Raw genomic sequence first — 11453 nt, forward strand, 5'->3', positions numbered from 1 at the left:
TTCAATGCAGTTCGGCGAAGTCACTCAATACATCGTCACGCAGGGCGATAAAGCGGCTGTCGCTGCGGTTGCGCGGGCGCGGCAGGTCGATGTCGAGGATGCGTCGGATACGGCCGGGGTTGGGTTGCATGACCACCACGCGATCGCCCAGAAATACCGCTTCATCCACATCGTGGGTGACCAGGATCATGGTGATTTTTTCTTTGGCCCAGATGTTTTGCAGCTCGCCTTGCAGGCGTGCACGGGTTAAGGCATCGAGGGCGCCCAGGGGCTCGTCCAGCAGCAGCACGCTGGGGCGGTTGACCAGCCCGCGGGCGATGGCCACACGCTGGGCCATGCCGCCGGAGATCTGGTGCGGGTAGGCATCGATAAAGTCCTGCAGACCCACCAGCTCAATGTGCTCGCGCACGGTGTCGCGCTTTTCCTTGGCGCTCAGGGGCGAGTTCTTGAGGGCCACCGCGACGTTCTGCTCCACATTGAGCCATGGGAACAAACGGTGATCCTGAAACACGATGCCGCGCTCCAGCCCTGTACCGTCTATCGGCTTGCCATTGAGCAGGATGCGCCCGTCGTACTCCTCGTCCAGGCCAAGAATCAGGCGCAACAGGGTGGATTTGCCGCAACCGCTGGCGCCGACGATGCTGATGAATTCGCCGGGGGCGATGTCGAGCTGGATGTTGTCCAGGACCTGCAATTGGCTGGTGCTGCCCGGTCGGGACGCAAAGCGCTTGCTGATGTTTTCCAGGGTCAGGCTGTTATTGAGCATGCTGCAATCCTTCTGAAAGTGCCGATCAACGCGGGTCAATGCCGTACAGGCGCTGCATCCGTCGCTCAAAAATCCGGGCCAGTGCATTGAGGCTCCAGCCCACCAGGCCGATCACCACCATGCCGAACAGCACCAGGTCCATCATGAAATGCTCGCTGCCATCGATCAGCGTGTTGCCGATCCCCTCCCCCGACACCAGCAGGTATTCGGCACCGATGGTCGCCAGCCACGAATACACCAGCGCCAGATACAGCCCGGTGAAGATCGACGGTAAGGCGGCGGGCAACATGACCCCGACGATGGTTTGCCAGCGGCTGAAGCCGTAGACCCGCGCCACTTCCAGCAGGTTGGGCGGCACATTGCGCAGGCCGTCGCAGGTGTTCACCACCACCGGCACCAGTGCTGCCAGTGACAGGAACACCACCTTGGCCACATCACCCAGGCCAAACCACACCGAGATCAGCGGGATCCAGGCGAACAGCGAAATCTGCTTGAACGTGTTGAAGCTGGGGCCCACCAACCGCTCGAAGTAGTGCGACAGGCCCAGCAGGCAGCCCAGCACCAGCCCCAGGGTGGTGCCGATAAAAAAGCCGCTGAGGTTGCGCGCCAGGCTGGCGCTGATCGCCCGCCAGAACTTGCCTGAAGCAATCTGGTCCCAGGCCGTGGCCGCGACTTTTTCCGGCGAGACCAGCAGACCGGACTGGCTCCAGCCCATGTGCGAGGCCAGCCACCACAGGGCGACGGCGCTGATCGGCAACACCCAGCCGCGATAGCGACGGCTGCTGCCATGACTGATTGCCAGAGCGCTACTCATGACAGGCGCCCCGCTACAGGTGCGCGGCCACGATTGAGGCGCCGCTCGGCGTGATCAAAACCGCGATCGATCAACAGCCCGATCGCACCGACCACCACCACGGCCGCCATCACCAGATCCAGCTGGAACAGTTGGCGACCATACACAATCAGGAAACCCAGCCCTTCGCTCGACGCCACCAGCTCAACCACCACCAGTGACAGCCAGGCTTTGGTGAAGCCAAGACGCAGACCGGTGAACAGGGTCGGAATGGCCGCAGGCAACACGATGAACACCACGCTCTGCCAACGGCTGAAGCCGTACGCCCGACCCGCTTCCAGCAACCCCTTGGGGGCCTGATGAAAGGCCTGCAAGGTGCACAGCGTGATCGGCACCATGGCGGCCTTGGCGATCAGCACATATTTAAGCGGCTCGCCAATGCCGAACAGCAGCAAGGCAAACGGCAGCCAGCCCAGCACCGGTATCTGCACCAGGGCGTTGAAGGTGGGCAGCAGATAATCCTCGACGGTTTTCGACAGCCCCATGGCCAGCCCCAGCGCCACACCGACACCGGCCCCCAGGGCAAATCCGACCACGACACGTTGCAGGCTGGCGGTCGCATTTATCCACAGGTCGCCAGAGGTGAAGAGGTCCGACAGGGTTTCATACACATAGGCGGGCGGCGGCAGCACCTGCTCTGAGAGCAGACCCAGTTCAACCCCCACGTACCACAGGCCCAGCAACGTCAGCGGCAGCAGCCACGGCAACGCCTTGTCACCCAGCCTTGAAGCCCAGGCCGATGTGCGGGGCACCTCGACCTTGCGTACGGGCCGGGTCGGTGCTGGTGGCAAGCGCTTGACGTTGGCCTTGGGTAGCGCCGGTGCGTACTGCTCTCGTGTGACCGTCTGTGCCCTGGGCATATGCGTGGCTCCCTTGCTTGCGGCAAAAAGCAGAATGTTTATGTGTGTGTCGGAGCGAGCCTGCTCGCGAATGGATCGACACGACCGCGTCGCCTGCATCGCGAGCAGGCTCGCTCCCACACAGGGTTGCGGTTACTTGCCGGCGACGGCATTCCCGGCAGGCTGCTTGCCATCCGGGCCATAGGCCGTCCAGAAGGTTTCAAGGCCTTTGGCTTTGAGGGCCGCTTGCAGGTATGAAGGCTCAAACCAGCCATCGATACTGACCGGACGACGGATCAGCTTTTCGTCCTTGGCCTGCTCCGCCACCGCCTTGTAGCGGCTCAACAAAAAGGGATCGATCAGCGGGGAAGCCTTGTCGCGGATGCTGACCCCGGCAGAGTCGGCGCGCAGCGACTCAACCGGTTCGTTGCTCTTGGCCCACTCGGCGAAAACGGCCTCACGGTGGTCTTCTTCGGACGTCCATTTCGCAGCGTCCACCAAGGTATCGACGACCTTCTGCACAGTGGCCGGATGCTCTTTTTCATAAGCCCCGCGAACCACCAATGCGGTCTGACGGGTGTAACGCACATCCTGGGTGGGGTTGTCGTAAATGATGTCGATCAGGCCCTTGTCGCGCAGCTTGAACAGTTCACGACCGCCAAAGGCGGCATCCACGCCGTTGGAAACCAGCGCTGCCTGAGTGCTGCCGGTATCGAGGTTGATGACCTTGATATCGCGCTCGGTCAGACCGTGCTCGGCCAGCAGGTTGATCGACACCAGATGGCCGTTGGTACCGCGAAACACGGCGACTTTCTTGCCTTTCAGGTCCTCAATACTTTTGATGTCCGAGCCCTTGGGTACGGCCAGGTACAGATTGGCCCTCACACCCAGGGCCGCCAGCAGCTTGGTGTCCAGCCCGTTGGCGCGCCCGACCACAGCAGGCAGATCGCCCTGGTAGGCGAAGTCCAGTTGCTGGTTGGATAAGGCTTCGTTGACCGCGGGGCCAGCCCCTTTGAAGAAGAACCACTGCACGTCGGTTCCGCTTCCGGCGAAAGCCTTTTCCAGCAGTTGCTGGTTGCGCACGATCCCGAGGGTCGAGCCACTGAACGTCACCGGATCCCCCCCACCGGCGGTGGCGACACCGATCCGTAACACATCGGCCTGGGCCAGCGGCACAGCCATGACTGCTGCCAGCGCGGCGGCGATGCGACCTTTGCGAAACAGGGATTTAGCGTTGAATGAGGCCATGGGCTGGTTTTCCTGGGAGCGATGGGGTTCGGCCGGTCAGGCGGCGAGGTGTTTTTTGTCGGCTTCGGTTTTGGGCGAGCGCGTCTCAGGCGTCGGCTTGAGCGCCTGGCTCAGGCGGCCGTCCACACCCACCGGCACGTCGCCGTCGATGGTGGTGCGGCGCACGATGCGCTGGGCATCGCCGTAATCGTTGATCGCAATGTGCTGCGTGGCGCGGTTGTCCCAGATCACCACATCGCCTGCCTGCCAGCGCCAGCGCACGGTGTTGTCGACATGGGTAATGCGGTCGTGGAACAGGCGGATCAGTTGTTTGGAGTCATTGCTGCTAACACCCTGCAGTTCTTTTACAAAGTGGCCCAACAACAAACTTCTTTCGCCGGACTCAGGGTGAACGCGAACCAGAGGATGTTCGGTTTCATACACTTGGGCGGTGAACTGTTCGCGATAACGCTTAAGACCCGACTCATCGGTATCCCGCGGCGCGGCATAGTCATACACATTGGTATGCAGGGCACGCAAACTGTCGGCCAGTTGTTTTAACGGCTCTGGCAAGTCGGCATAGGCCGACGCAGTATTAGCCCACACGGTATCGCCGCCATAAGGCGGAATGACCACACCGCGCAAGATGGAAATCTTTGGGTAGTTGGCAACAAAGGTCACATCGGTGTGCCAGGAGTTGGCGCGGGTTTCCTTGGCATCCAGATGCAGGATGGCGGCGCTTTTCTCGGCAGAGCGCACGGTTGGATGCGGCACCTGATCACCGAAGCGTCGAGAAAAGGCTTCATGTTCGGCGTCATCCAGATGCTGATCACGAAAGAACAGAACTTTGTATTTCAACAGTGCCTGATTAATAAACTCGAATGATTCGGCACTGATATCCCCGCCCAGTTGTATGCCTTCAAGTTGTGCACCAATCCGACCTGCCACAGGTTTTACTTGAATAGTCATTGCGCCACTCCTGCCTCACGAGTTGTTGTAGACAGATCATAAAGGCATAAAAGCAGCGCTGACTAATCACTATTTAATCTAAAGATAGATGGACACTTTAATAGAACAAAGGCTGTTTAAACGACCGCGAATGGTTATAAGTTTTTTGGTTGTAAGTTAATAACCCATAAAGAATTTCGTCGTACATAACTAACGCGCCTGTCGCCAATCAGGCGCGTGCTGCCTCAGTGCGTTGCCAGCGTATCCAGCGATTTATCGACATAACCCTTGGCCAGCTCCACCAAGTGCATGACCGACAACACCCAATCGCGCGCGGGCCCGCTCAAGCCATTCCCCGCCTCATTCGCGCAGGCACCCGCACAGCGCAACAAGTCTGACGCCTGGGCCAAAGCCGCTTCTGAATTGACGCTGTCCGGGATGGCATACAGGGCCGTGCCCACAGGGCGAAAAGGCTTATGGTTTTGCAGGTAATAATTGAGCGCACGCTCGGTGGCGATACGGTCCAGCAACGGGTCGTGACTGTCAGCAGCATCGAGGGGAGAAACAGGGGGATCTGGAGTGATTTTTTTCATCGTGCAGACTCCTAGTACATCAAAAGGAGCTGTCACTTATCGCGACTAAACGAATGGGTGGCAGCCGTGCGCAGGTTAGTCGACCGGTGTACTAGGAACCCGGCGCACCCGAAGGCGCCCTGCGCACGGCCACCATAAAACGCAGGCCGAAAAAAAGCGCCTCGCTAAGGTGGCGCATTGCGCCTAGTAACACCGAGCGACTAAACCCGACCGCTGTTTTGCAGCGGTGGAGCGAGACTATTCCCCGATTTGGACAGGCGCAAGCGAACGGGATTTTCTCGGATGTTTCACGGGAATGAAAGCGAATCGTCGTACGAATCACCTGATTATCGCTAGCTAGGCTCACAGAGCTGACCGCCCTTCTCTGGTATGGCGGCTTAATTTCTGGAGAGCATATGAACAACGCAGACCACTCAACCGCCCAATGGCACTTGCAAAAGAAACGGGCAGAGGCCAGCGTAATGACAAACGTCATTACACGAGTCAAAACCATGGCCTCCATCAATATTCGCATCGACGATGAGCTCAAAGCCCGCGCCTACAAGGAACTTGAGCGCTTGGGTGTCACCCCCTCTGAACTGGTCCGCCAGGCATTACAGTACGTAGCCGAACGCGGCCAACTGCCCTTTCGCCCCATGCTGGTGACAGAAGAAGACGAAGCACTCATCAACACCGTGCGCGAACGCCTGGCAGCGCCGCAAAGGGTCAAGGTGACGCTGGATGACCTTTGATCTTGAGTTTGACCAGCGCGCCCTCAAGGAATGGCACAAACTTGCTGACACGGTCAGGCTGCAATTCAAGAGCAAATTGTCAGAGGTGTTGCTCAACCCCCGCGTTGAAGCCAACCGGCTGCGCAAGCTGCCCGATTGCTACAAAATCAAGTTGCGCAGCGCGGGTTACCGCTTGATCTATCAGGTCATTGATCAAGAGGTTGTGGTGTTCGTCGTCGCCGTTGACAAGCGCGAACATCAGGCCGCATATCGCAAGGCGCAAGACCGCTTGAAGTAGGCCAGCCCATCAAAGGCAACGGCTAATCCAAAGCCCTGTAACAGCGGGATTTCAACGGGGTTTACCCCTCTGGCATATGCCTTGCACCCTCGCAGTATGCTTTTCGCGAAGGTGCACCTCCCATGATCGAACCAACCGCCGGCCCCCTGGCCTGGGTCAACGGCAGCGACGCCCCGGAAAAAACCGAAATCAACCTGGGTTTTATGGCCCTCAGTGATTGCGCCTCGGTGGTGGTGGCCGCCACTCAAGGGTTCGCCCAGCCTTTTGGCCTGACCCTGAATCTCAAGCGCCAGTCGTCCTGGGCCAGCCTGCGGGACAATCTGGTCAATGGCCAGCTCGATGCGGCCCATAGCCTGTACGGCCTGATCTACGCCGTGCATTTGGGGATCGGCGGCGTAGCAGCCACCGACATGGCTGTGCTGATGGGGCTCAATCAAAACGGCCAAAGTCTCAACCTCTCCCACGGCTTGCAAGCGCTGGGCGTGACCTGTCCTGAGGCGCTGCAACAATACGCGCACCAAAGTCGCTCAAAACTGACCTTCGCCCAGACGTTTCCTACCGGCACCCACGCCATGTGGCTGTATTACTGGCTGGCGAGCCAGGGCATCCATCCATTGCAAGACGTCGACAGTGTGGTGGTGCCGCCGCAGCAGATGGTTGCGCACTTGCAGGCGGGGCGCATTGACGGTTTTTGCGTCGGCGAGCCCTGGGCCGCCAGTGCGGTCAAACACAACATGGGGTTCACCCTCTCCACCACCCAGGCGCTATGGCCCGACCACCCGGAAAAAGTGCTCGGCTGCACCCGGGCATTCGTCGAGCAGTACCCCAATACCGCCCGGGCGCTGGTGATGGCGATCCTCGAAGCCAGCCGCTTTATCGAGCAAAGCGACGAAAACCGTCGCAGTACCGCGCAGTTATTGAGCGCACCCGAGTATCTGAATGCGCCCGTTGAGTGCATCGAGCCGCGCCTGCTCGGCAACTACAGCGACGGGCTGGGCAATCACTGGCACGACCCCCACGCGTTGCGCTTTCATGGCGGCGGTGAGGTCAACCTGCCCTACCTGTCCGACGGCATGTGGTTCATGACCCAGTTCCGCCGCTGGGGCTTGCTGCGCGAAGACCCGGATTACCTCGGCGTTGCCCGCCAGGTTCAGCAACTGGCGCTGTACCGCGACGCCGCCAGCGCCGTGGGGGTGACCGCCAACGGAGCGAACATGCGCAGCAGCCAGTTGATCGACGGCAAAGTGTGGGACGGCTCTGACCCTGCAGGGTATGCACGAAGCTTTGCGCTGCATGCCATGAGCGCCAGCGCTCCCCTTCTAGCCCGTCGTTGACTGGAGCCTGCCCCATGCTGCGTATCTTGCTGATCAACGACACGGCGAAAAAAGTCGGCCGCCTCAAAGCCGCACTCAGCGAAGCCGGCTTTGAGGTGATCGACGAGTCAGGCCTGACCATCGACCTGCCTGCGCGCGTCGAAACGGTGCGCCCGGATGTGATTCTGATCGATACCGAGTCACCCAGCCGCGATGTGATGGAGCAAGTGGTGCTGGTTTCACGGGACCAGCCACGGCCGATCGTCATGTTCACCGACGAGCACGACCCCGGGGTGATGCGCCAGGCGATCAAATCCGGGGTCAGCGCGTACATCGTCGAAGGCATTCACGCCCAGCGCTTGCAGCCGATTCTCGATGTGGCCATGGCCCGCTTTGAAAGCGACCAGGCCCTGCGCGCCCAACTGCACGCCCGCGACCAGCAACTGGCCGAGCGCAAGCGCATCGAACTGGCCAAGGGCCTGTTGATGAAAATGAAAAGCTGCAACGAAGAAGAGGCCTACACCCTGATGCGACGCCAGGCCATGAGCCGCCAGCAAAAGCTGATTCAGGTGGCGGAGCAGATCATCGCCATGAGTGAGCTGCTGGGCTGACACCCTTGCCTGGAAATACTTCAACTGTGGGAGCGAGCCTGCTCGCGAAGATCATTCGCGAGCAGGGGTGAGTTATTCACCTGTTGGCACACTTCTCGCTAAGCATTCACTACCGGTAACCAACGGCGGTTGCCCCACCTACGACAAAGACGTCGCTCTCCTCATTCGCCCACGGCGGATCAGGCAGCGGCGTTTTTTCGTTTTGGCCCCAGTGAACGGGGCCGGTGGTGCGGCCGTTACGGCGCTCCTAGCTCATGACTCCTTCTCGAAACGATTAACCGTTGAGGTGCGCGATGAATACAAGCTTCTGGAAATCCGGTCATACCCCGACCCTGTTCGCGGCGTTTCTCTATTTCGACCTGAGCTTTATGGTCTGGTATCTGCTCGGCCCGCTGGCGGTGCAAATCGCCGCCGACCTGCAATTGACCACGCAACAGCGCGGGCTGATGGTGGCCACGCCAATTCTTGCCGGCGCCCTGCTGCGCTTTGTGATGGGCCTGCTGGCAGACCGCCTGTCACCGAAAACCGCCGGGCTGATCGGCCAGGTGATTGTTATCTGCGCACTGTTTGTTGCCTGGAAACACGGTATTCATAGCTATGAACAAGCCCTGTTACTGGGGCTGTTCCTGGGCATGGCCGGCGCCTCGTTCGCGGTGGCGCTGCCGCTGGCCTCGCAGTGGTATCCGCCACAGCATCAGGGCAAGGCGATGGGCATCGCCGGTGCGGGTAACTCGGGCACCGTGTTCGCCGCTCTGCTGGCCCCGGTGCTGGCGGCAGCCTACGGCTGGAGCAATGTGTTCGGTTTTGCCCTGATCCCGCTGGTACTGTGCATTTTCGTGTTCGCCTGGCTGGCCAAAAACGCCCCCGAACGGCCAAAAGCCAAGTCCATGAGCGACTACTTCAAGGCCCTGGGCGACCGCGACAGCTGGTGGTTCATGTTTTTCTACAGCGTGACTTTCGGTGGTTTTATCGGCCTGGCCAGCGCCCTGCCGGGCTACTTTAACGATCAATACGGACTGAGCCCGGTGACCGCCGGTTACTACACCGCAGCCTGCGTCTTCGGAGGCAGCCTGATGCGACCGTTGGGCGGCGCGCTGGCAGATCGTTTTGGCGGGATCCGTACCCTGCTGGGAATGTACGCCGTAGCGACGATCAGCATCGCGGCCGTAGGTTTCAACCTACCCAGTTCCTACGCGGCACTAGCACTTTTCGTCTGCACCATGCTGGGACTGGGTGCAGGCAACGGCGCGGTTTTCCAATTGGTGCCGCAGCGCTTTCGCCGTGAAATCGGCGTAATGACGGGCTTGATCGGCATGGCCGGTGGTATCGGTGGTTTCGCCCTGGCAGCGGGCATGGGGGCAATCAAGCAAAGCACTGGCAGCTATCAACTGGCCTTGTGGCTGTTCGCCAGCCTGGGCGTGCTGGCCTGGTTTGGCCTGCACGGGGTCAAACGTCGCTGGAGAACCACTTGGGGCTCGGCTGCCGTAACTGCTGCCCGCGTGTAAGGCCGTCATGAGCCTGCAACTGAGCTTTGCCCACGCCAGCGCCATCGGTCCTCGCGCAGAGAATCAGGACGCGCTGCGCGAGGTCACGCCAGTGCCGTTGCTGGCGGCAAGCAAGGGTTATTTGTTCGCCATCGCCGATGGTGTCAGCCAATGCGCCGATGGTGGCCTGGCCGCGCGCTCGACGCTGCAGGCATTGGCGCTGGACTACTACGCCACGCCTGAAACCTGGAGCGTGGCACAGGCACTGGAGCGCTTGCTGCTCGCGCAAAACCGCTGGCTTCAAGCCAACGGCGGCGGGCAACCGCTGCTGACCACTGTCAGTGCACTGGTGCTGCGCGGCCGGCGGTTTACCCTGGCCCATGTCGGCGATTGCCGGGTGTATCGCTGGCATGGCGAAACCTTGCAACGCATCAGCGAAGATCACGTCTGGGATCAGCCCGGCATGCAGCATGTGCTCAAGCGCGCACTGGGCCTTGATCAACATCTGGTGGTGGATTTTCTCGATGACCAATTGCGTCAGGACGAGACCTTTGTACTGCTCAGTGACGGTGTGTGGTCGACCTTGGGCGATACCGCCATCGCCGCGATTTTGCGTGACTTGCCCGACCTGCAAAGCGCTGCCCACACCCTGGTCAATGCCGCGCATCGGGCTGGCAGCCAGGACAACGCCAGCGCCCTGCTGGTAAGGGTCGACACCTTGGGCGAAAGCGACATCGGCGATGCCTTGATGCAGTTGCAGCAATGGCCGTTACCGCCCGCACTTAGGCCGGGGCAGCACTTTGAAGGCTGGCAGGTAGAAAGCCATCTGGGCCAGAGCCAGCAATCGCTGCTCTACCGGGTACGTGACGCGCAACAACAGCCCTGGCTGCTGAAAACCCTGCCCGCCCGCCTGCACGACGATCATCAGGCTGGGCAGGCATTGCTGTCGGAAGAATGGTTTCTCAAGCGGGTGGCCGGACGGCACTTTCCTGAAGTCCACCCTGCCAGTCAGCGTCAGCATCTGTACTACGTGATGCGTGAATACTCAGGTATTACCCTGGAAAAACTCTACGCCAAGGGTGGGCCGCTGCCTCTGGCGCAATGGCTGGATCTGGCCGAACGCCTGCTGCGGGCAGTGGGGCTGCTGCACCGTCGGCAGATTTTTCACCGCGATATCAAGCCGCACAATGTGCTGCTGGGTGACGACGGCGAGCTGCGCTTGCTGGACTTCGGACTGGCCTACTGCCCGGGGCTGTCAGAGGATCTGCCATCGGCGCTGCCCGGGACGCCCAGCTACATTGCTCCGGAAGCCTTTCGCGGGGAAAAACCCGCCGCCCGACAGGATCTGTATGCGTTGGGTGTGACACTTTATTACCTGTTGACCGGGCATTATCCCTACGGCGAAATCGAAGCCTTTCAGCGCCCGCGCTTTGGTGTGCCGGTGAGCGCCAGTCGATATCGCCCCGACCTGCCGGAATGGATTGCCCACAGCCTGGAACGCGGCGTTGCAGCCGATCCACAGCAGCGCTTTGAAACGGCCGAGGAGTGGTTACTGCAACTGGAACAGGGCGAACGCCAGAGCTTGAACGTTCGCCCCAGGCCCTTGCTGGAGCGAGAGCCGTTAGTGGTGTGGCGGGCGGTGGCATTGATGTCCTTATTGATCAATCTGGTGCTGATGTTTTTGCTGCTTCACACCTGAACGGCTACGGAACGCGCGACGCTCCACTATCGGGCACGGCGCTTTTATTCGGTGCACAAACCCCTCCCCCCAACACATCTGCGCCCTTTAAACATGGGCGTTGGCGGACTTG

At 60.4% G+C, this 11453-nt stretch carries 12 protein-coding genes; 6 read left to right on the forward strand and 6 right to left on the reverse strand.

Annotation, left to right across the window (positions count from 1 at the left end; all coding sequences use genetic code 11):
• Window position 1: 1 nt before the first annotated feature.
• From RGV06_RS11360 to RGV06_RS11385, 6 genes are all read right to left on the reverse strand, one after another.
• A complete protein-coding gene (locus tag RGV06_RS11360) occupies window positions 2-766 on the reverse strand; it encodes an ABC transporter ATP-binding protein (RefSeq protein ID WP_322150022.1) in 765 nt (254 codons plus the stop codon).
• A 25-nt stretch (window positions 767-791) separates the two neighbouring features.
• A complete protein-coding gene (locus tag RGV06_RS11365; protein ID WP_198822918.1) occupies window positions 792-1580 on the reverse strand; it encodes an ABC transporter permease in 789 nt (262 codons plus the stop codon).
• Window positions 1577-2479 carry an ABC transporter permease gene (locus tag RGV06_RS11370; RefSeq protein WP_322150023.1) on the reverse strand — a complete coding sequence of 301 codons (903 nt, stop codon included), beginning with the start codon at window positions 2477-2479 and terminating at the stop codon, window positions 1577-1579. Before RGV06_RS11370 ends, RGV06_RS11365 begins: the two co-directional genes overlap by 4 nt.
• Before the next feature lie 132 nt (window positions 2480-2611).
• Window positions 2612-3706, reverse strand: a complete 1095-nt coding sequence (locus tag RGV06_RS11375) for an ABC transporter substrate-binding protein (protein ID WP_052750717.1) — start codon at window positions 3704-3706, stop codon at window positions 2612-2614.
• Window positions 3707-3742: 36 nt separating this feature from the next.
• Complete coding sequence (locus RGV06_RS11380) at window positions 3743-4654, reverse strand: TauD/TfdA dioxygenase family protein (protein ID WP_019827371.1); 912 nt, start codon at window positions 4652-4654, stop codon at window positions 3743-3745.
• 224 nt (window positions 4655-4878) lie between these two features.
• On the reverse strand, window positions 4879-5226 hold the full coding sequence (locus RGV06_RS11385; RefSeq protein WP_019827370.1) for a DUF6124 family protein: 348 nt from the start codon (window positions 5224-5226) through the stop codon (window positions 4879-4881).
• A 491-nt stretch (window positions 5227-5717) separates the two neighbouring features.
• On the opposite strand from RGV06_RS11385, the gene RGV06_RS11390 reads away from it, so the two are divergent.
• From RGV06_RS11390 to RGV06_RS11415, 6 genes are all read left to right on the forward strand, one after another.
• Complete coding sequence (locus tag RGV06_RS11390; RefSeq protein WP_019827369.1) at window positions 5718-5957, forward strand: type II toxin-antitoxin system RelB/DinJ family antitoxin; 240 nt, start codon at window positions 5718-5720, stop codon at window positions 5955-5957.
• Window positions 5947-6234, forward strand: coding sequence for a type II toxin-antitoxin system RelE family toxin (locus RGV06_RS11395; RefSeq protein WP_019827368.1), 288 nt, complete (start codon window positions 5947-5949; stop codon window positions 6232-6234). Before RGV06_RS11390 ends, RGV06_RS11395 begins: the two co-directional genes overlap by 11 nt.
• A gap of 122 nt (window positions 6235-6356) precedes the next feature.
• Window positions 6357-7568, forward strand: coding sequence for a CmpA/NrtA family ABC transporter substrate-binding protein (locus tag RGV06_RS11400; RefSeq protein ID WP_322150024.1), 1212 nt, complete (start codon window positions 6357-6359; stop codon window positions 7566-7568).
• 14 nt (window positions 7569-7582) lie between these two features.
• Window positions 7583-8158 carry an ANTAR domain-containing response regulator gene (locus RGV06_RS11405; RefSeq protein ID WP_019827366.1) on the forward strand — a complete coding sequence of 192 codons (576 nt, stop codon included), beginning with the start codon at window positions 7583-7585 and terminating at the stop codon, window positions 8156-8158.
• A 293-nt stretch (window positions 8159-8451) separates the two neighbouring features.
• Window positions 8452-9663 (forward strand): nitrate/nitrite transporter, encoded by a 1212-nt coding sequence (locus RGV06_RS11410; protein ID WP_048352519.1) that lies wholly within the window; start codon window positions 8452-8454, stop codon window positions 9661-9663.
• Window positions 9664-9670: 7 nt separating this feature from the next.
• On the forward strand, window positions 9671-11341 hold the full coding sequence (locus RGV06_RS11415) for a bifunctional protein-serine/threonine kinase/phosphatase (protein WP_322150025.1): 1671 nt from the start codon (window positions 9671-9673) through the stop codon (window positions 11339-11341).
• The last annotated feature ends 112 nt before the right edge of the window (window positions 11342-11453 follow it).

It is taken from the genome of Pseudomonas sp. CCI3.1 (genome assembly GCF_034313985.1).
GTDB lineage: Bacteria > Pseudomonadota > Gammaproteobacteria > Pseudomonadales > Pseudomonadaceae > Aquipseudomonas > Aquipseudomonas psychrophila.

Coding starts and splice junctions, on each gene's coding strand:
- RGV06_RS11360 (WP_322150022.1), bottom strand. CDS start 766: ATGCTCAATAACAGCCTGACCCTGGAAAACATCAGCAAGCGCTTTGCG.
- RGV06_RS11365 (WP_198822918.1), bottom strand. CDS start 1,580: ATGAGTAGCGCTCTGGCAATCAGTCATGGCAGCAGCCGTCGCTATCGC.
- RGV06_RS11370 (WP_322150023.1), bottom strand. CDS start 2,479: ATGCCCAGGGCACAGACGGTCACACGAGAGCAGTACGCACCGGCGCTA.
- RGV06_RS11375 (WP_052750717.1), bottom strand. CDS start 3,706: ATGGCCTCATTCAACGCTAAATCCCTGTTTCGCAAAGGTCGCATCGCC.
- RGV06_RS11380 (WP_019827371.1), bottom strand. CDS start 4,654: ATGACTATTCAAGTAAAACCTGTGGCAGGTCGGATTGGTGCACAACTT.
- RGV06_RS11385 (WP_019827370.1), bottom strand. CDS start 5,226: ATGAAAAAAATCACTCCAGATCCCCCTGTTTCTCCCCTCGATGCTGCT.
- RGV06_RS11390 (WP_019827369.1), top strand. CDS start 5,718: ATGGCCTCCATCAATATTCGCATCGACGATGAGCTCAAAGCCCGCGCC.
- RGV06_RS11395 (WP_019827368.1), top strand. CDS start 5,947: ATGACCTTTGATCTTGAGTTTGACCAGCGCGCCCTCAAGGAATGGCAC.
- RGV06_RS11400 (WP_322150024.1), top strand. CDS start 6,357: ATGATCGAACCAACCGCCGGCCCCCTGGCCTGGGTCAACGGCAGCGAC.
- RGV06_RS11405 (WP_019827366.1), top strand. CDS start 7,583: ATGCTGCGTATCTTGCTGATCAACGACACGGCGAAAAAAGTCGGCCGC.
- RGV06_RS11410 (WP_048352519.1), top strand. CDS start 8,452: ATGAATACAAGCTTCTGGAAATCCGGTCATACCCCGACCCTGTTCGCG.
- RGV06_RS11415 (WP_322150025.1), top strand. CDS start 9,671: ATGAGCCTGCAACTGAGCTTTGCCCACGCCAGCGCCATCGGTCCTCGC.